This is a genomic window from Spirosoma sp. KUDC1026, assembly GCF_013375035.1.
Lineage (GTDB): Bacteria > Bacteroidota > Bacteroidia > Cytophagales > Spirosomataceae > Spirosoma.
The window spans coordinates 5579662-5606481 of sequence record NZ_CP056032.1 but is presented as its reverse complement, the minus strand read 5'-3'; the positions used below and the strand labels follow the sequence as shown (position 1 = coordinate 5606481).

General features: G+C 41.2%; 22 protein-coding genes. 19 read left to right on the top strand and 3 right to left on the bottom strand.

Going from position 1 to position 26820, the window contains the following annotated elements:
• Positions 1-35: 35 nt before the first annotated feature.
• Positions 36-1355, bottom strand: a complete 1320-nt coding sequence (ffh, locus tag HU175_RS23625; RefSeq protein WP_176568912.1) for a signal recognition particle protein — start codon at positions 1353-1355, stop codon at positions 36-38.
• Positions 1356-1912: 557 nt separating this feature from the next.
• Here ffh and HU175_RS23620 point away from each other — a divergent pair.
• The 19 genes from HU175_RS23620 to HU175_RS23530 all read left to right on the top strand — a co-directional run bounded on the left by HU175_RS23620 (position 1913) and on the right by HU175_RS23530 (position 24688).
• A complete protein-coding gene (locus HU175_RS23620; protein WP_176568911.1) occupies positions 1913-2269 on the top strand; it encodes a hypothetical protein in 357 nt (118 codons plus the stop codon).
• Between the two features lie 577 nt (positions 2270-2846).
• On the top strand, positions 2847-3890 hold the full coding sequence (locus HU175_RS23615) for a hypothetical protein (protein WP_176568910.1): 1044 nt from the start codon (positions 2847-2849) through the stop codon (positions 3888-3890).
• Positions 3891-3971: 81 nt separating this feature from the next.
• Complete coding sequence (locus tag HU175_RS23610; protein WP_176568909.1) at positions 3972-4676, top strand: OmpW family outer membrane protein; 705 nt, start codon at positions 3972-3974, stop codon at positions 4674-4676.
• A gap of 198 nt (positions 4677-4874) precedes the next feature.
• On the top strand, positions 4875-6773 hold the full coding sequence (locus HU175_RS23605) for a YjbH domain-containing protein (protein WP_317167771.1): 1899 nt from the start codon (positions 4875-4877) through the stop codon (positions 6771-6773).
• A 20-nt stretch (positions 6774-6793) separates the two neighbouring features.
• Positions 6794-7597, top strand: a complete 804-nt coding sequence (locus HU175_RS23600; protein ID WP_176568908.1) for a polysaccharide biosynthesis/export family protein — start codon at positions 6794-6796, stop codon at positions 7595-7597.
• 11 nt (positions 7598-7608) lie between these two features.
• Complete coding sequence (locus HU175_RS23595) at positions 7609-9936, top strand: GumC family protein (protein ID WP_176568907.1); 2328 nt, start codon at positions 7609-7611, stop codon at positions 9934-9936.
• Between the two features lie 114 nt (positions 9937-10050).
• On the top strand, positions 10051-10719 hold the full coding sequence (locus HU175_RS23590) for a sugar transferase (RefSeq protein ID WP_176568906.1): 669 nt from the start codon (positions 10051-10053) through the stop codon (positions 10717-10719).
• A gap of 133 nt (positions 10720-10852) precedes the next feature.
• Positions 10853-12136, top strand: coding sequence for a lipopolysaccharide biosynthesis protein (locus HU175_RS23585; protein ID WP_176568905.1), 1284 nt, complete (start codon positions 10853-10855; stop codon positions 12134-12136).
• Positions 12137-12153: 17 nt separating this feature from the next.
• On the top strand, positions 12154-12747 hold the full coding sequence (locus HU175_RS25045) for an acyltransferase (RefSeq protein ID WP_176568904.1): 594 nt from the start codon (positions 12154-12156) through the stop codon (positions 12745-12747).
• Between the two features lie 40 nt (positions 12748-12787).
• The gene (locus HU175_RS23575) at positions 12788-14059 is read left to right on the top strand and encodes a hypothetical protein (RefSeq protein WP_176568903.1); all 1272 of its coding nucleotides are present in this window, start codon (positions 12788-12790) and stop codon (positions 14057-14059) included.
• A 19-nt stretch (positions 14060-14078) separates the two neighbouring features.
• Positions 14079-15275 carry a glycosyltransferase family 4 protein gene (locus HU175_RS23570; RefSeq protein ID WP_176568902.1) on the top strand — a complete coding sequence of 399 codons (1197 nt, stop codon included), beginning with the start codon at positions 14079-14081 and terminating at the stop codon, positions 15273-15275.
• Positions 15276-15283: 8 nt separating this feature from the next.
• Complete coding sequence (locus HU175_RS23565; protein WP_176568901.1) at positions 15284-16441, top strand: glycosyltransferase; 1158 nt, start codon at positions 15284-15286, stop codon at positions 16439-16441.
• A gap of 843 nt (positions 16442-17284) precedes the next feature.
• Positions 17285-18451: an XrtY-associated glycosyltransferase XYAG1 gene (locus tag HU175_RS23560; protein ID WP_176568900.1), complete on the top strand. Its 1167-nt coding sequence runs from the start codon at positions 17285-17287 to the stop codon at positions 18449-18451.
• A 153-nt stretch (positions 18452-18604) separates the two neighbouring features.
• On the top strand, positions 18605-19729 hold the full coding sequence (locus tag HU175_RS23555) for an XrtY-associated glycosyltransferase XYAG1 (RefSeq protein ID WP_176568899.1): 1125 nt from the start codon (positions 18605-18607) through the stop codon (positions 19727-19729).
• Between the two features lie 116 nt (positions 19730-19845).
• Positions 19846-20424: a putative colanic acid biosynthesis acetyltransferase gene (locus HU175_RS23550; RefSeq protein ID WP_176569339.1), complete on the top strand. Its 579-nt coding sequence runs from the start codon at positions 19846-19848 to the stop codon at positions 20422-20424.
• Between the two features lie 8 nt (positions 20425-20432).
• Positions 20433-21302: a glycosyltransferase family 2 protein gene (locus tag HU175_RS23545; protein WP_176568898.1), complete on the top strand. Its 870-nt coding sequence runs from the start codon at positions 20433-20435 to the stop codon at positions 21300-21302.
• Positions 21303-21362: 60 nt separating this feature from the next.
• Complete coding sequence (locus HU175_RS23540) at positions 21363-22643, top strand: WcaI family glycosyltransferase (protein WP_176568897.1); 1281 nt, start codon at positions 21363-21365, stop codon at positions 22641-22643.
• Between the two features lie 183 nt (positions 22644-22826).
• Positions 22827-23801 (top strand): glycosyltransferase family 9 protein, encoded by a 975-nt coding sequence (locus HU175_RS23535; protein ID WP_176568896.1) that lies wholly within the window; start codon positions 22827-22829, stop codon positions 23799-23801.
• 464 nt (positions 23802-24265) lie between these two features.
• Entirely contained in the window at positions 24266-24688 is a 423-nt protein-coding gene (locus HU175_RS23530) for a Fic family protein (protein ID WP_176568895.1), read from the top strand.
• Between the two features lie 454 nt (positions 24689-25142).
• Here HU175_RS23530 and HU175_RS23525 read toward each other — a convergent pair whose 3' ends face one another.
• Together HU175_RS23525 and HU175_RS23520 are read right to left on the bottom strand one after the other, a co-directional pair.
• On the bottom strand, positions 25143-25916 hold the full coding sequence (locus HU175_RS23525; RefSeq protein ID WP_228724259.1) for a tyrosine-protein phosphatase: 774 nt from the start codon (positions 25914-25916) through the stop codon (positions 25143-25145).
• A gap of 352 nt (positions 25917-26268) precedes the next feature.
• Positions 26269-26718, bottom strand: a complete 450-nt coding sequence (locus HU175_RS23520) for a hypothetical protein (protein ID WP_176568894.1) — start codon at positions 26716-26718, stop codon at positions 26269-26271.
• Positions 26719-26820 lie beyond the last annotated feature (102 nt).

The window sequence follows — 26820 nt, the reverse complement described above, 5'->3', positions numbered from 1 at the left end:
GCACTCTTGTTAATCTTGTAATCCTGTCAAAAAACTTACTTCATGAGTTTGCTTAGCTTGCCGGTTGCCTGCATGGTGTTCATTTTTTTCATCATCTTCCGCATCTCGTCGAATTGCTTCAGTAGGTTGTTCACCTGCTGAATGCTCGTACCACTACCGGCTGCAATGCGTTTTTTGCGGCTGCCATCGATGAGTTCCGGACGGCTACGTTCTTTGGGCGTCATTGAACTGATAATGGCTTCTATGGGTTTGAACGAATCATTATCGATGTCCAGATCTTTCACCATCTTGCCCATCCCCGGAATCATACCCAGCAGATCCTTGACGTTACCCATCTTTTTGATCTGCTGCAGCTGCGAAAGGAAGTCATCGAAGTCGAACTGGTTCTTTCGCATCTTGGCGTTGATACGCTGCGCTTCCTCCTCATCGAAGGCTTGCTGCGCCCGCTCCACCAGCGAGATTACGTCGCCCATGCCCAGAATCCGGCTGGCCATTCGATCGGGATAGAAAACGTCGAGCGCTTCCATTTTCTCCCCCGTACTAATGAACTTGATCGGCTTGCTGACTACCGTCTTGATCGACAGGGCAGCACCACCACGGGCATCACCGTCCAGTTTCGTCAGGACGACACCATCGAAATTGAGTCGGTCGTTGAAGGTTTTAGCGGTGTTAACAGCATCCTGACCCGTCATGGAGTCGACAACGAACAGCGTTTCGCTGGGGTTGATCGCCTTCTTAACGGCTTCAATTTCCTGCATCATCGCTTCGTCGACGGCCAGACGACCGGCGGTATCGACGATAATGATACGCTTACCCGTCTTGCGGCCGTGTTCAACGGCGTTTCTGGCGATGCTGACAGCGTCTTTGCTGTCCGGCTCCGAGTATACTTCCACGCCAACCTGCTCACCCAGTACTTTTAACTGGTCGATAGCAGCCGGACGGTACAGATCATCCGCCACGAGCAGCACGTTACGGCCCTGCTTTTTCAGGTACGACGCCAGTTTGCCCGAGAAGGTCGTTTTACCCGAACCCTGCAGACCAGCGATCAGGATAACAGCGGGATCACCTTTGATATTGATCCCCTGCGCTTCGCCCCCCATCAGTTCGGTCAGTTCTTCCTGCACGATCTTAACAAAGAGCTGCCCCGGCTCAACCGAGATCAGTACCTTGCGGTCGATGGCTTTGTCGCGAATACGATCGGTAATTTCTTTCGCTACCTTATAGTTTACGTCGGCATCCGTTAGGGCACGACGTACCTCTTTGATGGTGGCAGCAACGTTAATTTCAGTAATGCGGCCCTGCCCTTTGAGGCTTTTTATGGCCTTATTGAGCTTATCCTGAAGATTCTCGAACATAGTGTATTCCTAACAGTGTAGCAAAGATAACAGTTTCCAGCGGTGTATAGCTAATCTGGTAGGGGTTTCAGGAGGTGGTGAATTGAGCTCAGTTTGTCGCTGCTACCACCCCCCGGCCCCCTCCTAGAAAAAAGGAGGGGGAGGTGAAAAGGTTACTTGTGTATATTCCCCTACTGGTATAGCCGGTCCGCCGTTGCAGAGGGGTAGGGATTTCATAATGTGGTGAATTGAGCTTAGTTCGTAGCTACTTACTACCCCTAGCCCCTAGAAAATAGGAGGGGGAGGTTAAAAGGTCGCTTCTGCATGTTCCCCTCCTGTTTTAGGAGGGGCTAGGGGCACCCAGAGTGCCCCCTCTACCACACTATCGTGTAAACACAGGAAGATACCGCGGCTTTGCTAATCCGCCCAGCGGCCACCGTAACGCGGACCGGTTGTAGTCCTGTTCATGAAAATATAGCAAAAATATACTGATATAATTCAATTGTCGTTATGTTTGTGTTTACTTCGCTTTTCGGTATATAAGCGAAATTTTATTAACGTATCATCTGCTTACTGGTATGCAAACCCTCGCGACCTTCGTTGTTTTAAGCCGTCTGGCGGTAAGTCTATGCATCACTGGCTCGCTGGCGTCGATGTCCACTACAGATGTACTGGCTCAATCGGGCAGTAAGCGGATTACGTACGCTGAGAATACCTCAGCCTCCCGAAACCAGGCGACCAAACTCAACGTGGGGCCGGTGCTGGCGCGTAACGTAGCCCCAAAGGCCGAAGCCACCACAACGCCAACCGCAACGAAAGTCACCCCGCCAGCTAATAAAAACGCAAAGCACGACCCTAAAGCCGTTGGTCGGTGCTGGAACCGACTGATGGAAATGATCCGGGAAGCCAGACAGGCTCGCCGGGGCCAAGATTGAGTAGATCTACTCCCAAATAGTTTGAGCAGGCATGGCCCTGGACGATTTTTGAAAATCGTCCAGGGCCATGCCTGCTTTTTTTACGATCAGTTTACCGGGTTATTTTGTGCGGCTTGGCAGGTTATATATTAACAAATAAAAAAAAATTCAATCAATTGAATAGGTTTGATTGTTAGTTTGAAAACTTTGCTTAAGTTTACGATTAGTATTAATGATTAACAAAGAGTTTTCTTTTTCGTAAAATATTAATATGCACACGTAGCAGATGGGCAAATAAAAACTACCGGATAATAAAGTCGGCAGAATAACTAGATATTGATAGTTTTGTTTCAGAGCAGAGGCTTTTTAACGAGATTTTTATATCTATATTTGTCGCCGATAAATGCAGTCTATTGCCAATAGACTGCATCGATAAGAAATAGATATTGATAGATGTATCTAATAAAGGAATAAAAGGCACATGTGGTAACTACTTAGGTATCGCATTCCTGTTAATACTACTTACTTAAACAATGCCAACCCGTTTCATTTAACCACGCGTTCAATCTCCAACCAATTTACTCATATTTCACTGTCTATGAACACAATTACTCGCAAGCTCAGTTGGTTAGCTTATGGCGTATGCCTGGTAGCTTCGGTGTACAGCTGTAAGACTAAAGACGTCGATGCTGTCGATCCATTCACGTACTCTTTCAAGGAACTGGAAAATATCCAGCTGCCCACGGTTACACCCACGGCTCCCGCTGCCGTAACGGTTGTTGAAGCAAAAATGACTTCGTCGACACAGGCGGCTGCCGTTAGCGCCGGTCTGGCCAACCTGACTGCCGGTGGACAGGTGCCTGCCGCTGTGCAACAGGCAGGAGCTGAGGTTGAAAAAGCGGTTTCTGCGTCAAAGGCAGCTGAACTGAACGCAGCCTTTACGCCTACCCTGATGTCAAGTCTGGCGACCGGTGGTAAACTGCCCGACAACCTGCAGAAGGAAGTAGCCAGCCTTGCCTCAAATCCCGCGCTGCAGGCGTATCTGCCCACGTTTACGTTGCCCCAGGTAAACGGTAAAACCGTGGGTGCTCGTATTGGAGCGCCTGTCAAACCGGTGGTGGTGACAATGGACCAGGAATCTGCAGATGCCTGCCGGGCAGCGGCTACTGCCGCATTCAACGCGGCCAAAGCGCGACTCGATGCGCAGCTTTCTGCACAAACCGGACCTGTTACGAATGCCTACAACACAGCCGCTGCTGCTGCTGCTGCTGAAGTGGTAGGCTGTCAATCGGCTGTTCCGGCGAAATACACGCCAATGATCACGGCGGCTACCACGCAGTTCAATACGGGGATCGCCAACCTGAACGCGGGCCGTGCCGTATTAGGCGAGACACTGTACAACCTGCTGACTGCTCTGTATAATGTAGCGTATGCGCAATCTCTTTCAGGAATCGCTACACTGCAATCGGCTGATAACAATCTGTGTACAGCAACGAGTGCCGCAAAAGTAGCCGCTGCTGTGGCTGCGCGTGATGCCGACCTGAACACGATCAATACGAACTACAACACTCAGATTGCTGCAGCCCAGGCATCGGTAAATACGGCTACTGCCGCCTGCCACAACCAGGGCGCAGGCCGGTAATCACTAATCCTCATATCCTCATCACCGCTTAGCGCGTCATGCGCTAAGCGGTGGAACTAACACCATTGGTCAACCCAATTCATGAAAAAACTATCTACCTTCCTTTCGTTCGCTGTTTTATCATTCATTTCTGTAGCTACCGCACAGGCGCAGGTTAACCTGAAAAGCATCAGCATTGGTGCCAGCTACTGGAAACCTTCGCTGGATTACTGGAACGAACGTTCCTTCCTGCGGGACTATAACAACGGCCAGGGCGCTAAGCTCGAAGGGGCCGTTATGCCGACTGCTGCCCTGGAAATTGGTTTGGTTAAAGGACTATCAATTGGTGGACGTGTTGGCTACTGGAGTAAATCGGTATCCAGCCCGTTGACGATTGGTGGTGTCAACCGCACCGAAGATCTGCAGCTGTCCATCATTCCCGCATCGCTGGATCTGAAATACACCTTCGGCGAAACGACCACGACGGAGGAAGGCGCGAAAAAACCATTTGTCACTCCCTACATCGGAGCCAGCGTAGCCCGGTATTTCATCAGTAACAAGTTTAACCGGCAGGTGACCAATGGTGACGGTACGTTGAGCCAGACCCAGACGGGCAACAACTACGGTTTACAGGTGTTCGTGGGTGCCGAACGGCAGCTGGTTAAAAAGCTCTACCTGGCGCTCGACGTACGGTACCACATCGGTAGCTACAAACAGGCCGTAGCCGAAGGAACGACTAGCACAACCGAAAAAGTAAGCCTGAACGGTGTGGAAGCTGGCCTGTCGCTTCGCTTCAAACTCAAATAAGCTTTATACGCTGTGTGATGTGTCACTCTGGGAGACGTGTCCAGGCTACCCTTGGCCGTATGCCCTCAGGTAGTATTCAGGACAATTATGTCTGTGAGCGACCACCTACAGCCTGAAGACGATATTTTCTACTAATCTATAGAATATAAAAAGAGAAGGGTTTACGTATATAGGTTACCGTTAGGATGTGCTGTTGATATGAAGACCGGAAAAAAAGATATTCTCCTGCTGATTACTGCCGTTTGCATGCTATGCACGACGACAGTATGGGCGCAGGTGAATATTTCTGGCAAACCGGGGTTGATCTACATCCCATCAGCTGACATACTAAAAGATGGCACTTTCCTGGCCGGGTATAATTTCAATCCGGCAGGTTATGCTTTCAAGTACAATAAAACAAACTCAGAAAGTATAGCCTACGTACATCTGGCCGTATTACCCCGATTAGAAATCAATATCAACTTGCTGAATGCCAATGGACCAATTGCCTTCAAACGACGAGGTATTGGCGATCGGCAGCTAGATGTTAAATATGGTGTGTTATTAGAAACGGCTAAACGTCCATCAGTAGCCGTAATTTTATCCGCTCCGTTTGGTGCTGACAACTCTTTAATAACACAAGCTCTTGTTGCTACTAAACATAAAGCACTAACAAAGTCAATTGAGTTAGCAATCACTGCTGGAATTGGTAGCCCTTATGCTATAGGGAGAAAAGGCAATACAAACAACATACTAGCTGATTTTCAATTACTAAATAAACGAGACTCTGCCTATCGCTATTTATTAGGGCCTTTTGGAGGAGTCAATATAAATTTCAACCGTAAAGGGGGCGTAATGGCTGAATGGGATTCCCAACACCTGAATGTAGGTGCTTACGCTACGCTATTCAAACATCTAAATCTTCAGGCTGGTCTGATCAACGGTAAGCAGTTGACGTTTGGAGCTGCCTATACAACAAACCTGTTACGCACTTATTCACCAATACGTAACCAACAGCCGAAGTATGAAGACGGGGGCGAAACCGACGACGAACCAGTAACGGCTTATCAACAACCCTTGGAGGGCTTATCTGATTACGAAAACCTGACTATTGATAGCTCAGGTTTTCGGGTTAGTTACGAACAACGGCTATACCGAAACCCGTTTGTTGGCCTCATTAAACTGGCCCGATCGTTGACACCTAAGGGAGTTGATGAATTTGTTCCGCTCTTTCAGGGCGTACCGGTGGCACGCTACCGTTTAGGAGAAACTGTTGAAACACGGTTACTTTCCCGTAAGGAGCGGGCTAACTACGCCCAGACGCATCCGTTCGATGGACGGAACTACAAATTTGATTTCCGACTGCAGCCAGAGTTCATTGCTCAGTTTGGCTTCCGCGAGCGGGTTGTCGAAAGTAAGACCAATCTACTTCTACAAAGCCAGTTATTTCTTAGCCGTGGGTTAGTCCTGAACTGGGGCGTATTACTGCCCATTGTCAATCACCTGGATAACCAGGCGCTGAACGTACGGCCTGCCCCAACCTTCGTCAACCAGTTTCTGGCCCTGAATGACCGTAACTTCATGAGCCTGTCAGCGGGTCTGTTTTACAATGATCAGTATGGGTTTAATGCACAGTACCGACATGGGGACGTACGCAAAAACTGGTCGTTTGGGGTTGAGTCTAGCCTGACGGGTTTCTACTTCTTTCCTCAAAATGGCTTTTACTACGAAAAGCTACAGCAGCTTATGCTACTCGCTGACGTAGCCTATCGAATTCCCAAACGCGACATCACCATTAAGGTATCGGGGGGGCAGTATCTGGATAAGGACCGTGGAGCAAGGCTTGATCTGATCCGGCAGATGGGTAATGTTGAAGTAGGATTTTTTGCTACCCAAACCCGAAACGGAACGACGGGCGGATTCAATTTCGCCATTCCGCTTGGACCTGGTCGTATCGTACAGAGTCAGCGCGTGCGACTACGTACTACCGAAGAGTTCCGTTGGGAATACATGTACACGCGGGGATATAACATTGCCAGTCGGTACCGAACCGGCTATCAGTTGGATGCGCTGCTTCGGCAGTACCACCACAGTTATTTTCAAAATCAGTATCGTTAAGTTTAGTATTCACAACTTGTATGAATAAACGTTTTTTACAGCGCCAGCTTGGTTATTTTTTGGGATTGTGCCTATGCCTGGGGAGCTGTATTTCAAGCAAAGAACTGGTCCTCTATCAAAAAGAGACGGGTGGTAACGATTCTATGGCGTTGGTCGATCGATACATACCGACAATCAAACCGGGTGACGTGCTGTCGGTACAGGTGAGTAGCTTGAGCCCAGAAGCATCAGCTTTGTTTAATCCGTATGCGGCAATAAGCATGGCTGAACGCGCGGGAGGACCACAACAGATATCACAAACGTCGCCTTTGCAATATACACCTGGCTATCTGGTTGATGAAAAGGGACAGATTGAACTACCGCTCATCGGATCGCAAAAAGTGCAGGGTTTATCGAATGCGCAAGCCGCTGCACAGATCAAGCAGAAGTTGCTCGATTATCTGAAAGAGCCAACGGTGAACGTACGTAACCTAAATTTTCAGATCTCCGTTTCGGGCGAAGTGGCCCGACCATCACTGTTTTCAATTCCGAACGAGCAGATTTCATTACCTGCTGCGCTGGGCTTGGCCGGTGATATCACCATTTACGGCCGCCGGGATAATGTCCTGGTGATCCGGGAAGAGAACGGTCAACGAACCTTTAACCAGGTCGATCTGACGAAGCGGGATATCTTTAAATCGCCTTACTACTACCTGCGCCCAAACGACATTGTCTATGTCGAACCTGGTAAAGCCCGCGTAGCCAATGCCGATCGTACGTACCAGGTATTACCCATCATATTAAGTGCTCTATCCTTTATTGCCATTATTGTCAGCCGTATTTAACACCAAAAAACATGAATACCAATCCATACACGCCGTATCAAGCTTACGACATTGAGCCACAAGTTAATATACGGGCCATGCTCATGCGCTACGTACGCAACTGGCCCTGGTTTATTGCTGCCTTAGTGGTAGCAGTCGGCGCAGCTTACGTATATCTGCTTTATCAGGCGCCTGTTTACAAAGTGCAGGCTAGTCTGCTCATCAAGGATGAGAAGAAAGGAATGGCTGGCGAAAGTCTGATGAAAGAGATGGATATTTTCACCGATAGTAAAGTGGTGGAGAATGAAGTAGAAATACTGAAGTCATACACGCTGATGAACCGAGTAGTGAATAGCATGGGACTTGATGTGAAGTACTATCACCCAAGCAGTACAATCGATAAAGAGATTTACGGTGAGTCGCCTATTCGACTGCTGTTAGAAAAACCTAATTCACTGGTGTACGCTGAAAAACTGACCTGCGAATTCAAAGGTCCACAAATCGTAAGTCTGAACGGAAAAGACTATCCAATAGACCAGAGTATTAAAACGCCTTATGGTCAACTGCGCATTTTTGCCAAAAAGCCACTGACAGCGAAAACTGAGCCGGTAATTATGACGGTTGTTGACCAGGCGGCTACTGTTGAAAACTATCTGGGAAATCTGAAAGTCGAGCCGACGACAAAACAGTCAACGGTACTGGCTTTAAGTCTCCAGGAAACCGTACCTGACAAAGGAGAAGCACTATTAAATCAACTGATCGCTGAATACAATAAAGAGGCTGTTTTTGATAAAAACAAAGAAGCTAATAATACACTGACATTCATCGAAGATCGGCTAGCGCTTATTTCTGGTGAATTATCGACCGTTGAGAAAGAAGTTGAACTGTATAAGTCTACTCAGGGAATTACAGACCTAAGCGTACAGGCGCAAACCTTCCTGACGGCAGTTAAAGAAAATGACACGCAGCTTAATGAAGTAAACATCCGAATTAGCGGTCTGGATGATATTGAGCGGTACGTACAGAAGCAAGGAAGCGAAAAAACGCTGGCACCGGCTACGCTGGGGCTTAGCGATCCGGTGCTGACGGGGCTGCTGGCTAAAGTGTCCGAACTGGAACTGAAACGAGATGAGGTATCACGCACTATGTCGGCAAATAGCCCCATGTTGCAATCGCTTGATAGCCAAATACGAACTATCAAGTCTAGCATCAATGAGAATATACAAACCATCCGGCAGCAGCTAACCAGCAATAAAACACAATTGGTTGCCAACAACCGGCGAATGGAAAGTATGATTCGTACCGTACCTGGTAAAGAACGGGCACTGCTCAACATTACCCGCCAACAAGTAATTAAAAACGGCTTATATACTTACCTATTACAAAAGCGTGAAGAGACAGCACTATCAGCGGCTTCAACGGTTTCAAATAGCCGAACTGTAGATGCTGCACGTACCGGAAGTATACCTGTAAAGCCGGTTAAAATGACAATTTTTGGCTTGTTTGCACTCGCTGGTTTGCTCTTGCCCGTTGGTGTAATATCAGCCAAGGATGCATTAAACAACCGCATACTGCGTCGTTCGGACGTTGAAGAAGCAACGCAAACGCCTATTCTGGGCGAAATAGTGAAAAGCCGCCAAATGACAGGCGATAATTTGGTCTTTAAACCCCGCATGCAGTCAGTAATTGGCGAGCAGATCCGGGCGCTACGTACGAACCTACAATTCATGCGTAGTGATGCACAGCGTTCGCAGGTATTGCTCTTTACATCCAGTATTAGTGGTGAAGGTAAATCATTCATCTCCCTAAATCTAGGGGCTAGTTTGGCACTGGTAGACCGCAAAACGGTCATCCTGGAAATGGACCTCCGTAAGCCCAAGCTGCACAAAAGCCTGCACATGCTTAATGGATCGGGCTTAAGCAATTATTTAATTGGCGAAGCAACGGTCGATGAGTTACTACAGCCAATTGCGGGTTATGACAATTACTTCATTATTACAGCGGGACCACTACCGCCAAACCCGGCTGAGCTATTAAGCTCTCCCCGCCTGGCGCAGTTGTTCGACGAATTAAAAAAACGTTTTGATTACGTCCTAGTCGATTCGCCACCAATTGGTTTAGTGACTGATTCGCAATTAATTGCTCCTTTTGCCGATGCTACGCTGTTTTTAGTGCGGCACGACCACACGCCAAAGAATTACATTAAGATGGTTGATACGTTGTATAAAGAACAGCGCTTCCAGAAATTAGGAATCATCCTGAATGGTGTAGGTGAAGGAGAATCATATTATTACAGCTATAGCTATGGGGATTATTACGGCGGGTCTGATAAAAAAGCACAATTGACGAAAAGAGCATAATATTATACAGAATAATTGCTTACTATTTTTTAACAAAAAACGGTGGGAAATTATTCTGTTACATGTCGAATTAATAAGCGTAAAAGCTATTCAACACATTTCGAAACTTCTATCATGATTAGTCTTGATTCACACTACAAAGTCTTGTACGTGTATGCTGAGTCTCGATCTCAGCGAGGGAGCGCACCCATTAAACCTCAAGGAAAACGATTATTTGACGTAATGTTTTCTTTACTTGTTATCGTACTTGTTTTGTCTTGGCTATTACCCCTTGTGGGAATTTTGATCAAACTGTCATCATCTGGGCCAGTATTATTTATTCAGAAACGTACAGGTTACAAGGGTATACCATTCAACTGTTTAAAGTTTCGAACAATGGCCTACAACCCTAATGCTGATTTTAAACAAGCGACTCGTCATGATAATCGAATTACACCCATTGGTCGCTTTCTACGCAAAACAAACCTAGATGAAATTCCCCAATTTATTAATGTATTACTAGGAGATATGAGCATTGTAGGCCCTCGTCCTCATGCTTTACCACACAGTGCGCAGTTCTGGAATACTTTACCAGAGTATAGAAAGCGTTACCGGGTGAAGCCAGGAATAACGGGATTGGCGCAAGTACGTGGTTGCCGTGGCGAAACCGATCAGTTAATAAAAATGCAGCATAGAGTGAAGTATGATCGTTTTTATAATCGAAAAAAGTCTCCATTATTAGATGTATGGATTTGCTGGTTAACTATAAAAGCCATGATATTAGGAAATGTCAACGCTTGGTAAAATAGAGTTTGGCCTAAATGCATATGAATAGCTTATACAAAAATTTATGTATATAATTTAATGACTAACTCACCTAATCATAATTAAAATACTTCTTTACTTGATTATAAGTATGTGAATTAAATAAATATATATGTTATATAAAATAGAGACAATTCTAAAAATTCCAAAATACGTAAAAGTTGTTGAATGGATAAAAGTTTTACTATTAACAGGTTCATCTCAAATACTAATTCAACTGATTAGTGTGGTGAGTGGAATAATTGTTATCAGAACTTTATCGATACAGGAGTATGCTTACTATACACTATCTAATAATGTATTGGGAGCAATGACTATATTATCCAATGGTGGAATTGTATCTGGCGTCATGGCTGAAGGTGGAAAAGTATGGGATGATAAAGAAAAGTTAGGTACAGTTGTAAAAACTGGGATGTATCTTAGGAAAAGATTTGCTATATGGAGTTTGTTAATAACAAGTTCTGTACTAATTTACTTGCTAAGACAAAATCATGCGTATTGGTCAACTTCATTTATTTTAGTATTAACTCTAATGCCTGCTTTTCTATCAAATCTGTCTAGTTCGATGTTAGAAATAGGTCCAAAGTTAAACCAAGATATACTTTCACTTCAAAAGAATCAAATAGCAACTAATTTAGGAAGGCTAACTTTATTGTTAGCCAGCGTATTCATCTTCCCATACTCCTTTGTTGCCTTATTATCTGATGGAATTCCTAGAACAATAGCGAACTTGAGTTTGAAGAATATATCCAAAAAGTTTATTAATCTAGAAAGTAATAAAAATAGTGCTGTTCAAAAAAGAATATTGAGCAATGTAAAAAAAGTGCTTCCTATCGATATTTATAATATATTCTCAGCTCAAATTACAGTATGGATTTTATCATTAACAGGTATAACATCATCTATAGCTCAAATAGGTGCATTATTTAGAGTAGCTGCCATATTAAATATATTTAATGTAGTATTTAGTACATTAATAATTCCAAGATATTCAAGATTAAGAAATGACAAGTATTTACAAAGAAAAAGAATGATAGAAATTCAAATATTACTGGCTTTAGTTTGCATTTCAATTATTGGTTCAGTATGGTTGCTTTCAAAGAACATTGTTTGGTTGTTAGGGGATCAATATAAAAATCTAGAATTTGAACTAATATTGACAATTATTATATTTTCTTTGAATTTTTTCTCTAATGCAATTTATGCAATTTGTACAAGTAAAAGCTGGTCTATTAATCCTTTTATTCTTATATCAATAAATCTACTCGCTATAGTTTCAGGAATATATATTTTTGGAATGAATACTTTAAGAGAGGTGTTAATTTTTAATGTATACATATCAACTATAATGCTATCTATGCATATTGTTTATTCATTAAATAGGGTATCAAAATAAATATTTCATTAATCAAAATGGCAAGTTTTTCATATTTGTGGCAAAATAGAGCCAGGTTTTCATACAAGTCGATATTGTTTTATCGTGCATGGGCTAAAAGGTTGCTGTTACTTTGGGATTTGAAGAAAAGGAACAGTATTCGGAAAAGGCTAATTAAACAGGGTGCGAAAATTCATAAAACTGCAGAAATAGAGAGCACAAAAATATATGGTAAAAAAAATAAGCTTAATATAGGATCATTTACTTATGTGGGCGATGTTCATATAGCGCTACATGATAATATTGTAATTGGCAATAATGTATGCATTAATAATGGTGTATTTTTATTAAGTGCTTCACATGACATATTGGATCCTGCATGGAAACATAAAAAAGCACCTATCAAAATTGGAGATTACGTGTGGATTGCAACGAATGCAATAATATTACCTGGAGTCACAATCGGCAATGGAGCTGTCATTGGGGCAGGAGCAGTAGTTAGTAAAGATATTTATGATCATGAGATTGCTATTGGTAATCCAGCAAAAGCTATAGTAAAAAAGCGTGTAAAAGGCCTAAACTATAACCCTTGCGAATTCTTAGCAGCAAATCAAGCATGGTTAAAAGGTTAGCCGGTAATTAGTAATCAATATTTGATAAATCAAATATTTTATGGATAAGCATATTACTTTATTGTTGAAAAAAGGTATATGGATATATTTTATTTTATTAATTTTTGAAGGCGCTTTACGTAAATGGGTATTACCTAGCTTATCTACACCATTGTTAGTAATTCGTGATCCTTTTGCAATATGGATTTTAATAACAGCTTATAAATATGGTATTTATAAGCCTAATTTATATGTCATTGTATCATTTTTTGTCGTTGCTGTATCATTATTCACAACTATATTGATTGGTCATGGTAATATATATGTTGCATTATACGGTGCACGTATATTCGTGATACATTTCCCATTAATGTTTCTGATTGGTAGAGTACTTGATAAACAAGACGTATTACAAATTGGGTATGTTATATTGTGGATAGTATTACCCATGACATTGCTTATGGCATTTCAATTCTACAGTCCACAGTCAGCATGGGTAAATAAAGGTATTGGAGACGACAATGAAGGAGGGGGATTTAGTGGTGCAATGGGTTATTTTCGTCCACCAGGTACTTTCTCATTTATAAATGGATTAACATTGTTTTATAGTTTAGCAGCTTCATTCATTTTTTATTTTTGGTTAGATAACAAATTGAAAAAAGCGAAAAAAATGCTTTTGGTCGCTTCAACAATTTGTCTCTTTATAGCCATTCCTTTATCTATAAGCCGAACTTTACTTTTTCAAGTAGGTCTAACAGTTATTTTTACAGCTGTTGCTGTAGGCCGCAATCCAAAATATATCAGTAGACTAGTATTTTTTATTATAACTGTTACTATTTTATTGTCATTGTTAAATAATCAATCATTTTTTAAAACTGGTATAGAAGTTTTTAATGATAGATTTCAGTCTGCTAACGAATCAGAGGGTGGAATAATATCCGTATTTAACCGAGTATTTGGAGGGGCATTTAATGTATTTGGTAGCGAAAGTTTGCCATTTTTTGGATATGGAATTGGAGTAGGAACTAACGTTGGTGCAATGCTAACGACAGGGCGTATCAGTTTTTTATTTGCTGAAATGGAGTGGGGACGGTTGCTAGCTGAGTTTGGTCTATTATTAGGTGGAACAATAATTTGGGTGCGAGCTTTACTTATTATCAAAATTTCAATAGCATCACTTAAACAGTTGAAATACAATAATTTTCTACCTTGGTTTTTGCTGAGTTTTGGCTTTTACACAATATTGCAAGGACAATGGGCACAACCTACAGCTTTAGGGTTTGCTATATTTAGCGGTGGAATTATAATATCCTCCCTAAAAAGTATAAACTAAAAGATATTTTAAGAAATTTATGAAAGTGCTTTTAACTCACCCTCAAACTCAGCATTCATATAAAATTGCAAAACTTTTATATGAATGCGGAATTCTTTACAAATTTTATAATCCTTTCGTAATATCAAATAAAAATATTGAACTTATACCGGATTTTATTCTAAATAAAATTAAAACTAGAATTATTGAAATTCCTCAAAATTATATACAAACTGATTTAAAATTTGAAATTAAAAAAAACATAATTAGAAAAATATTTAAAGATAACTCTACATATAGATATTTTAAATTTAATGAGGAATTTCAAAACTCAATATCAAATAAGCTTATATCTAAAGCCGATTTGACTATAGGTTTCGATAGTTCTTCATGGATTCTAGCAAATAATGTAAAGCTAAAGAATAAAAAGTTTATTCTTGACCGAACTATAGCTCATCATAGCTTATCCGAACTTATATATTCAAAAAGTGAACATAAATACCCTGAATGGTCGAAGCAGTATAAGGTAGCAATGACTAAAGAATATATTGAATTAGAAAACAAAGAATTAAAACTTGCAGATACAATTTCGGTTGGAGGAACTTTTACAAAAAATAGTCTGATAGAATTTGGTGTTGATGAGCATAAAATCCATGTGAATCCTTATGGAGTTGATATCAATATGTTTACTCCATGTGTTAGAAAAAATAAAGATATAATAAATTTCCTTTTTTTTGGTACAATTGAAGCTAGAAAAGGCATTCCTTTATTGCTAAGTGCTTGGCGAAAAATTAATACTGTTAATGCTAGATTAATCTTGGCTGGGTATGGTAATATACCTAAAACTATAAGTTTGCCAAGAAATGTTAAGTTATTAGGTAGAATACAGCCCTCAGACAGAAATCAACTTTTTAGTGATTCACATGTTTTTGTTTTTCCTAGTTTATTCGAGGGTTTCGGGCAAGTTTTGACTGAGGCAGCTCTGAGCGGATTACCTATAATCACTACTTATAATACTGGTGGAGTTGAGCTTGTGCAAGAGGGGATAAATGGGTTTTTAATCAATGCTAATGACGAAGATGCGTTAGTAGAACGTATTCAGTTCTTTCTAGATAATCCGGAAAAAATAGATCAGATGGGAGTTAGTCGATTGCAGCAAATAAGAGAAAAATTTTCTCTAGATGCATATAAGGATAGATGGATGAAAATTATAAAATTAACAGTAGATAATAATTAATTTTTTTTATGATTGTAATAATTGCGCCTTACACTGGTACAGATATCACTGATATTGATATTAATTTAGGAGCATCAAAAAAAATACGGTTTTTTATAACTGCTTTAGCAAAATTATCTTCAAACATAATTCTAGTTAACTCGGCTCATAATAATTGTAGCAATACTTCTTTTATAATTAGAAAAATAAATATTTCAAATGTTATAATTACAGAAATTGTTTTACCAACAAAAAGAAATAGGTTAGTTGGTAAACTGTTCAATTTGCTAGATGCCGAAAAGGCTATTAGTATTGTATCCAGTTATGGTCAACCCCAGTTGATATGGTGCTACAACGCCTATGCTTTTGAAATGATTTTCGCCCGAAAGGCCTATTCTAAATTTAAATCTAAAATGATACTAGAGTTTGAGGACTGGCATTTCTCACGATCAAGAGGATATAGCCTTAAACCCTATATAGATATGTTGTTTTGGAGAATAGCTGCAAGATATTTTCAAAGAATATATGTAATAAATTCATATGTAAAAAACAAGAATGTTCCTTTCTGTAAGGATATACAATTGTTGCCAGGAGTTGTATCCAATGAAATTATTGAAATAGATAAATTGTCGCAACCATTTTCGTGCACTAATGGATATATTAATATTGGATATTTTGGGGGATTAAATAGAGATAAAGGTGCTAATATAGTTCTTGAATTGCGTGATCATTTACCATCAAATTATATTATTCATTCAACTGGTTCTGGAACGCTTAAAAATGATTTTTTAGAGAAAAGCAAGTTACATAAGGATACATTTATTTATCATGGAATGGTTAAGGATTATGATTTGATTAATATAATTGGCAAATGTGATATTATATTAAATCCTCATGTACCTGTAGCTAAATTTCAAAACGGAATATTTCCTTTCAAAGTAATCGAAGCTATTGCAAGCGGTAGATTACTGATATCCACTGAATTACCAACAGACGAGCTTGATGATTTATTAGATAATGTTATTTTTGTTGATTACTCATCTGAAAGTTTTGCAAATGCAATTATTGAAGGACGATCTTACTATGAAAAAAACTATAAGCTAATCAAATTGTCGGCTAAAAAAGCTAATAACTTGTTTAGTGAAAATGCTCTAGTAAATTCTTTAAGTAATTTTTTAGCACTATAAATAAATGTAAGATTCTATTGATTGTATTTCAAAAAAAGAACTTTAAGTCTTTATTGTTATATTTATAGTTAACTAATACTAATTGATAGCAGAAAGTAATATCGTATTAGCACAGTATAGAATATTTTAATAGATAGATATTAAGTTTTCACGAAGGAGGATGTTTTACTTTACGTAAATGTCATAATTTACTTCATAGTTGTGTGATGATTGTAAATATGAACTACAGAAATTTTTTTCTTTCTTGTGCTTTAATATGTTTAAGCTAATTTGACTGGTTTCAGTTGAAGCTAGAAACCTCACTCCCCTATCAGTTTTGATTGAAACTAGTCAAATTAGTTTCTTGGCAAAATGCGTTCAGATTATAATAGGGCTGCCTTACCCTCATTATTAGCTGTCAAACAATTCTTAAAACTAATTAAAAGTTAGTTATGGTTAAGAATTTTTTGACAGCTACTTATTTTCTGCTCATTTTCCTTATTCTATAGAAAATAGCATGAATAGATTTTAATCTATTCATGCTATTTTCTATAGAATGACTAAGTGATTCTTTCACATAAAATTATATAGCTATCAAGCTATAATATAACTCAATAGCTATATAATAAGCTGAAAACGAAGTCATCATAAAAATCTAATTTTGTTTAAGTTTCTTACTAAGAGAGAACTTAAAGTGAAGAAAGAATTGATATTGCTAACCATAAATAAATTAGGTTAAGGTTTGAGTAAATATACTTAAAAAAATGTAGTAATTATACTAGTAATTATAGCTTTGTATTAATATATTGCTTGTGCATTAATTTATTACAATCTTCTCATATTCATTTATATATAGTTTCAAAGATGAAAATTCTTCATGTTGTACCATCTTATAAACCTGCTTACATATACGGCGGACCAATTGTTGTAATTGCTCAATTAGCTGAAACGATGGTTAGCTATGGCCATGAAGTAACAGTTTACACAACTAACGCAAATGGTTCAAATGATTTGAATGTTCTTACAAATGAACCAGTTGACGTTGATGGTGTTGCAGTTTATTATTTTAATCGAATTACTAAAGACCCTACACAGGTGTCCTTTAAATTGTGGAGATTTTTAGATAAAACTGTTAATGATTTTGATGTAGTACATATTCATTCATGGTGGAATTTTCTGGTGATTGGTGCTGCGTGGATATGTGCTAAACACAATGTGAAACCAGTGTTGTCTCCGCACGGTATGTTTAGTGATTACATTTTAAGGACTAGGAATGCATATGTAAAAAAAATTATCCATAATTTTATTGCAAAGCGCTTATTGAAAAAGACATTTTTACATGTGTCGACTGATATGGAGTGGGAGGAATCTCAAAATGTAATATTAGATTGGAAAGGCCAAATAATCGCTAACATGGTTAATTTATCTAATGAAATTTATGTTCGCAAAGAAAATGACGTGTTTACAATAGGATTTTTGTCTCGTATAGATCCTAAAAAAGGGGTTGATGTGTTAATTAAAGCATTAAGTAAAGTTACTTTCAATTACAAGCTATTGGTTGCTGGATCTGGAGAAGAAGCTTATTTGCAATACCTTAAAGCTTTCTCTGAGAAATATGGTAATCGAGATAAGATAGAGTGGGTTGGCTGGAAAGATAATGAAACCAAATTCAAGTTTTTGTCTTCATTAGATTTGTTAGCCTTAACATCATATAGCGAAAATTTTGCTGTTGTTGTGATTGAAGCATTATCAGTCGGTACTCCCGTTTTACTTAGTAATAATGTTGGACTCTGTGAGTATGTCAAATCAAGGGACTATGGGTGGACTACGAATATGACATCTGAACAAATAGCTGATCGATTAACGGAGGTGTATAAAAATAGAATGAACTTAGTACATATCAATAATTTTGCTCCAGGAACTATAAAAGAAGAATTTAACGTACAGTCAATCTTAAATCAATATGTGCAATTTTATAACGAAGTGTATATTACAAACAACTTAAATAGCCAAGCTCTCCTAGAGTATTAGTAATTTATTTCCAATTTTGATTTGTAGTAAACATATCATGTACATATATTTGTATTAGACAAATGTATTACCAGAAATTTATGTATACGTCTTTCACAAATCTTATACGTATATTTTCTGAAGCTTTTAAAAGTGCATTTGTATGTATAGATTATGAAAATTCTGCATGTGGTACCCTCTTATAAACCTGCATATATATATGGAGGGCCAATAGAGTCGGTTGCTAATTTGTGTGAGGCTTTAGTTGAACGTGGCAATGAGGTAAGTGTCTTTACTACTACTGCTAATGGGGAAGCTGAATTAGATGTTAAAGCTGGTAAGGCTGTAATCGTAGATAATGTGTCAGTAATTTATTTCCCCCGGTTAACAAAAGGGAACACCCATATTTCACCTCAATTATGGAAGTATTTATATCAACATTGTGACGAGTACGATGTCATACATATTCATTCTTGGTGGAATATTTTAGTTATCATATCTGCAATTATATGTCATCATAAAGGATCAAGAGTTATTATATCTCCCAGGGGTATGCTGAGTGATTATATTATAACTAAAACACATGCAACAGCTAAAAAATGGATTCATGAAACTATAGGGAAAAGTGCTCTTCAAAAGGCAATATTTCATGCAACTTCTGAAGCTGAGTACAATGAATGCCAACATCTAATTCAAAATTGGAATGGTTTCTTGCTGCCAAATCTTTTAAATTTGCCGCTTCAGCCGATCAACCGATCAAATAATGAGGTATTTACTATAGTATTCTTATCAAGAATTCATCCTAAAAAAGGGTTAGAGTTTCTTTTTGAGGCAATTAGTCAAATCAGAATTCCAGTTAGACTAAGGATTGCGGGTACGGGAGAGGATAGTTACATTCAGAAACTAAAAGAAGACACAGTTGCGCTAAAGATAGATCATATAGTTGAATGGGTTGGCTGGCGGAGTAAAGAGGATAAATATATAGAGTTAGGTAACGCAGATTTGTTTGCATTGACTTCGTATAATGAAAACTTCGCCAATGTGGTTGTTGAATCGTTGTATGCAGGTACACCAGTGTTAATTTCAGATAAAGTAGGCCTAGCTCATTTTGTCGAAGAAAATGACTTAGGCTGGGTAACCCATCTTGAAGTAAGCTCAATAGTTAACTCTATTCGACAAGCAATAGGGGATAAAAGAAAAAGAGCAATTATTAACGCTATTGGTAGAGATAAAATCACTGAAAATTTTTCCAAAAAAATACTGATAGATAGATACATAGGCAAGTATAATTTAATTTAAAAGCATACTTTCTATTACAATTATTTAGTAAGGATAATGCTGAACATAAGCAGTCGAATGTTCAAGATAATTATATGCTAATTTTATCAATTATACAGAGCTTCTGCGTGAAAAATATGGATAACACATATAATGTAGATACAGTTTCTGGTCCTTCCTTTTCTATTCGTAACCGATTAGGACGAGCGGCTTGGAACGTAGTGTTTATTTTATTGTTCCGGATTTCTCCAAAGCCAATGCATGCTTGGCGTTCATTCTTGTTACGTTGCTTCGGTGCTAAGGTTGGTAATAACGTTCATGTATATCCAAAAGTAAGAATATGGGCCCCTTGGAATCTTGTCCTTGAGGATCAATGTGGTATAGGCAATGAAGCCGTTCTCTATTCCCAAGATTTAATTAGGATCGGACGGCGAGCTGTTATATCCCAAGGAGCACATTTATGCGCTGGTACTCATGACTATAATCAGCCTGGATTACCGCTGATTACAAAGCCTATCATCGTTGGAGATTTTGCTTGGGTTGCAACTGAAGCTTTTGTTCATCCAGGTGTGGTAATCGGTGATGGCTGCGTTGTGGGCGCCCGATCGGTGGTTACAAAAGATATGCCGGCCTGGATGGTGTGCGCTGGACATCCATGTAATCCAATAAAAGAAAGACAGCCGGTAGCAGCTTTTGAAAAGGCCTTACTGAAGTAATTAATGGTATGATATCTATTCTTATTCTTACTAAAAACGAAGAGCAAGATCTTCCAGATTGTTTAAGATCTGTTAGTTGGTGCGATGATATACATGTTTTTGATTCAATTAGTACAGATCGAACAATAGAAATAGCAGAGCAGTTTGGGGTTACTGTAACACTTCGAAAATTTGATAGCTATGCATCACAACGAAATGCAGCATTAGTTGATTTAAATTATAAATATTCTTGGTTATTAATCTTAGATGCAGATGAACGGGTACCGAGTGATCTATATAAAGCAATGCTTCAGCGTATTCAAACTGTCCCAGAACAAATAAATGGTTTTCGTATTCGTCGACGAGACTATTTGGGGCACACTTGGCTTAAGCATTCGCAGATTACCCCTTTTTACATACGTCTTATTCGAGTGGGTAAGGCTTATTATCATCGAGAGATCAACGAAGTGCTTGAAGTTGATGGAATAGTTGAAAATATGGATGGTTATTTCGAACACTATCCATTTTCTAAGGGGTATACTCACTGGTTGAATAAACATAATACCTATTCAACAATGGAAGCTAAGCGTTGGATCGACGAGCACAAGGGAGCAATAGATTTTTCACTCAAAAAGGCACTCTTTAGTAAGGACTTTAGTGAAAAGCGTTATCATCAAAAAGGTCTGTTTTATAAGATTCCAGGTAGACCATTAATTAAGTGGTTGTATATGGTTTTCTGGAAGAAATCATTTTTAGATGGGAAAGCTGGTCTGACAAATGCGACTCTACAAGCTATTTATGAATATTTTATCGTAATCAAGACTAGAGAATTATTGTCAAATAATCTATCTGGAGAGGCAGAACAAAAGCTTGTGCCATCTTCAACTGCTCCTGTATAAGAAATGGTAGCTGCTGAGCTGTTATCTATATAGCGTATAAAAGTTATCTGTATTGATTATATGAGAATACTAATTTACGGAATTAACTATTCGCCAGAATTAACAGGTATTGGCAAGTATACAGGGGAGATGGGCAGCTGGCTGGCCCGGGAGGGGCAAAATGTTGATGTCATTACGACTATGCCCTATTATCCGGAGTGGGCCGTTCATTCTTCATATAAAGGGAAATGGTGGTTTACGGAGCAGATCGACGGCGTGAATGTTCACCGCTGTCCGTTCTATGTCCCAATAAAGGTTAGTTCGTCTAAGCGTATTTTACATGAGTTTTCCTTTGTCCTAAGTAGTCTAATGTACTGGTTACCGATTTTCTTCGGCAAAAGGTATGACGTTGTAATTTGTCTATCGCCCCCTTTCCACCTAGGGGTTTTACCGGTACTCTATAGCAAGCTTCGTAACGTACCGATGTGGTGCCACATTCAGGACCTGCAAATTGATATGGCCAAAGAATTAGGTATGATTAAGAATAAGCGGTTTCTGGATATCATGTACAAGGTGGAATCTTTTATTCTAAAAAACTGTACGGTTGTCTCGACGATTAGTGAGGGTATGGTACGTAAGGTAAGGCAGAAGAAGGTTATACAATCTGACTGTGTTTTGTTCCCGAACTGGGTTGACGGTGATTATGTAAAGCCATTATCCAAAGCACAATCATTGCGCACAGAATTTGGCTTGAGGCCATCAGATAAAGTAATCTTGTATTCAGGCAGTCTGGGTGAAAAGCAGGGGCTGGAGATCATTGTTGAAGCCGCCAAGTCGTTTGTAGCCCGACCAGAAGTGAGGTTTTTGATTTGTGGATCGGGGGGAGGTAAGGAAAAGCTGGAAGCGCTTGTACAAGGATATGGGTTGACGAACGTCAAGTTTTATCCACTACAATCTTACGAAAAGTTATCTGCCCTGCTGGCAACGGCTGATATTCATTTAGTGCTGCAAAAGAAATCTGCTTCTGATCTGGTCCTGCCGTCAAAGCTTACGGGCATTTTAGCCGCTGGTGGCTGTGCACTGGTGTCGGCAGTACCCGGCACTACGCTATACGATGTTGTCAGTGAGCATCAGATGGGGATACTGATCGAGCCGGAATCGGTAGATGCCTTGAAACTGGCTATTACTAACGCGCTTTCTAGTGATTTGACGACGCATCAGGTCAACGCCAGAAAATACGCCGAGCAATACCTGAACAAGGAACGGACGCTACGTCGGTTCATGAAGGACTTACAGCGCCTGATCCAACAGAATGATCCGATACGGTCATTTCAAAATGTAGATAATGTGACTGTGGATTAACAGGCTACGGTTTGTTACTACAGGCTATACTATGTTGCCCTTCGCTATGGTTTAAAGCCACGGCAAAGGGCAATATTACTTATTGGCGAATCTGAAACAAGATTCTGTTTTCCTGTAAAACAGGCAGCTGTAGTGGCTAACTTTGTCAACGTTAACGCTGTCATTTAGTAGCCGACGTGACTTATGGCTAATCTAGCCAAAATCTTAATACTACGCTTTTCGTCCATTGGGGACATTATACTTACCACACCGGTTGTTCGGTGCGTTAAGCAGCAGTTACCAACCGCCGAGGTGCATTACTGTACCAAGCGGGGCTTTGCTACGCTCACCGAGAACAATCCATACATCGATAAGCGGTATTATCTCGATAAATCGCTACGTGTGCTTATTCGTGCCCTTCGCGCTGAGCGGTACGATTATGTCATCGACTTACACAACAACCTGCGGACGGGGCTGATTAAACGGGCGCTGGGTGTACGCTCGTATTCGTTTGATAAGCTCAACTGGCAGAAATGGCTATACGTGCGCTTCCACATCAACCGGATGCCGGAACAGCACATTGTCGACCGGTACATGGCTACCGTGAAACCGCTGGGCGTAACGAATGATGATCAAGGCTTAGACTACTTCATTCCGGCCAATGACCAGGTGTCAGTGCAAAGCCTGCCCCAGACCCACCGGCACGGCTACGTTGCCTACGCCATTGGGGGGCAGCATGCTACCAAGCGCTTACCCGTAGCGCGCATGATCGAGTTATGTCGGCAGATCGATAAACCGCTTGTGTTGCTGGGTGGGAAAGAAGATCGTACGGTGGGCGATACGGTCGTGCAGGCCGTTGGCGAGGAGCTGGTTTATAACGGTTGCGGGCTGTATACGCTGAACCAGTCGGCGTCGCTGGTGCAGCAGGCACAGGTCGTTTTTAGCCACGATACCGGTCTGATGCATATTGCAGCAGCACTTACCAAAAAAGTGTATGCCATCTGGGGGAATACCGTACCGGAGTTTGGTATGTATCCGTACCAGACGCCCCATGTTAATCTGCAGAAGGAGGGGCTGTCCTGTCGGCCCTGTTCAAAGATCGGCTTCGAGAAGTGTCCGCAAGGGCATTTCAAATGCATGCAGGAGCTGCCCTTTACGTTTGATCCGGGGGAATTGTGATGACAATGGTTACCTGTAAAGTACTCTCCAATATGGGTAGCACCTCAAAGATGCATAGTGGCACCGTAAGTAATGGTACTATATGTATAAGCTAGTAGATGGGTCAGTAGTGAGTTAATAATATATAAGGAGAAAGTAGTGACAGGAAATGATAAAGCAATACTAAAGCAACGATAAAGAAATATTTTCGGTTAGGTTTGTAGTAATGCATACAAACGCGAATTAATGTACCGTAGCGTTAATAGTATACTTACGAACGTCAATAACTTTACCGGACGGAGCTATGCGTAAAAAGGCAACTAATACAAGTGTATACAAGTCATCTACTACGGGGAGGTTTTGCGATGCACGGACAAAGGGAGGTGTCGTTATGGCAAAATCATCTTCGGTTAAAACCGGCAAGGTGCAGCAGGCGGTCAAAGATTTTTACGACAAGCACGGCGAAGCGATGACTACGCTGGCTTATGAGTAAACCCATACGGCGAATAGAACTCGATGAGTTTGCTGTTTTGGTCGATGCTGCCCGGTTGATTCACGCTAGCCGGGACGAACCGATACCGGAGTTAGCCCAGGACAACTGGGACAATGTCGAGTACGCACTTACCGCCCCGTTTGCCTACGTCTATGGCCATACGCCCTATCGAGGTTTCATTAAAAAGGCAAGTATACAGTTCTATTTGTTCGCGAAGGGGCACCGGCTCGTTAACGGTAATAAGCGCATAGCCTGCGTGTCTCTAAACTATTTTTGTATCAAAAACGATAGGACTCTCAATATTAGTAACGATGATCTGGTCGCGCTTGCCAGATACACAGCCAACAGCGATCCTCTGGCTATGCCGGAATGTCTTGACTACATCAATGACTTCTTAAAAGGGCGAATTACATGATATTATGTAATTCGCCCTTTCCGGCTTTAGCCGGGAGATATAAGCGACGCTTGCCTGTGGGCCGGGGGAGGGCAGCCTAGCCACCGGCACGGGCCACCGTGGCGTGGGCTAAGCTTGTAGGGCTTTGCTCTGCCTTACCACCCCTAGCCCCTCCTAAAACAGGAGGGGAACACGCAGAAGTGACCTTTCGCCCCCCCTCCTATTTTTCTAGGAGGGGGTCGGGGGTGGTAAGAGCTAAACTCCTACAAAATTAGCTCCTAAAACAGGAGGGGAACCAGCAGAAGTAACCCTGTAACCTCCCCCTCCTACTTTTCTAACGGTCCGCCGTAGCGGGAGGGGGCCGGGGGGTGGTAGAGGCAAATTAAACCAGATTCTCTAGTTCGTGAAACCCCTATGAAATTAGTTTAAGGATAGAACCAGGTCGTCGGTGCCATGACAAAAAATAAAAAGGTGCTCAGTAGATGTCCTGGTTGCGGAGAGGCTGTTGCTGCAGGAGTTTGTAGTCGGGGGACGAAAAGAGCGTTTCCAGCGACTTGAGATCGGAGGGGCGATGCAGGTCGGAGCCGATGAAGTCCACCCATTTCTGTTTGAGGAACTGCTGCGCCTGCTGTTTCACTTTGCTACCGTAGCGGCCCGTCAGCGAGCCCCAGTTCAGTTGAAAGAGACAACCTGCGTCACGGAGCTTTTGCAGTTCCTGGGGCGTCGGGAAATAATAGGTGTACCGCTCCGGGTGCGCCAGGATGGGTGTATAACCTTTGGTCTGGATGCGGAACAGGATCGTTTCGAGAAAGTAAGGGGCCGCCGACCAGCCGTTCTCAATCAGCACGTATCGCTCCTTCCCAAAGCTCAGGAGCTGGCCGCTGTCCAGTAACTCCAGAAAACGATCGTCAAGCAGGTATTCGGCGGCAATGTCGATGGTCAGGTCCAGGTTATGCTGAGTGACCAGTTCCTGTAGGGTTTCCCGCCCTTTGATCAGCGTATCGTAGGAATTAGGAAACCAGTCCTGGCTAACGTGGGGCGTGGTAATGACGTGCTCAATGCCCCAGTCGGCAAACTGCCGGAGACAGATAAGGGTCTGTTCTTCGGTGGAAACGCCATCATCGACGCCGGGGAGCAGGTGGGAGTGGATATCTGTTTTCCAGTAGCAAAGATTGTGGCTGTCTATCGGCTCACTTTTCCGGGCAAAAAGAGAGTCGGTGAAGGCTGCTAGCTTAGAACGTAAATCCATTCGTACGTGAATACAGTTTTCTCCCGGTGTGTTATTTCGTTATAGACGACTATCAGGCAACAAAGTTACCAGGAGTACCCAGTAAGAACGAAAAAGAGGGAGCAACCCGGTACAGATCGACAGCACTAAATAAACCAGACTGCTTTATAGCATTAATCGTATATTTTTTTGCTGTGATCGGTAACCAATCCGCAATATAACAGCCGGAAGACAACTATGGTTGTTTTTCGACAATAGCATTGACGCTTGATTGCTAAGTAGAAAAACTGACGTAGCGTGTAGACAAGGAAAAAGCGGTTGGACTCTGCTATGCTAAGAGAGTCCAATCGCTTCGAAATATAGATAACAAGAGCTACCGTTTGGCCTCGAACTTAAGTACAATAGACTCTCCAGTTTGCGAGTCTCGCGTGGTAACATCGAAATCAACGGTAGTACCGTCAGCAGTAGCTAACTGAGTGGAGCCCACGTGCAGATCATATTCATCGCCGTCAGGCCGAACCTCGACGTTATCAATAGGGAAGACGGCATCTGGCTCACCCGGCTCCTGTAGAGTCAGCTTCAGGCTCACCTGGTTCATTGCTTCCAAACGGGTAACCTCTAACTTACCCGTTATAATTTGACTACCCTGAACCGTATATGGTAAAGTAGGCAAATGATACGTACTGTCACCTCTCGTAAACAGGAACGAAGTAACTGAGTAAGTACCGGCTAAAGCCTCGCCAGCGTGGATTGGCTCAACATCTTTGCTGTTACAGCCTGCCAGAGCAAATAGGGCGAAGACAAAAACAAACAGATTTTTCATCGGGAAGATATAAGGTTGGTTTGAGAAGGACCCCGTACAAATCATAGACCCATCTCCTTTTTTTATCCTAGAATCAAAGACAGAAAAGTGTCTTTACGGATC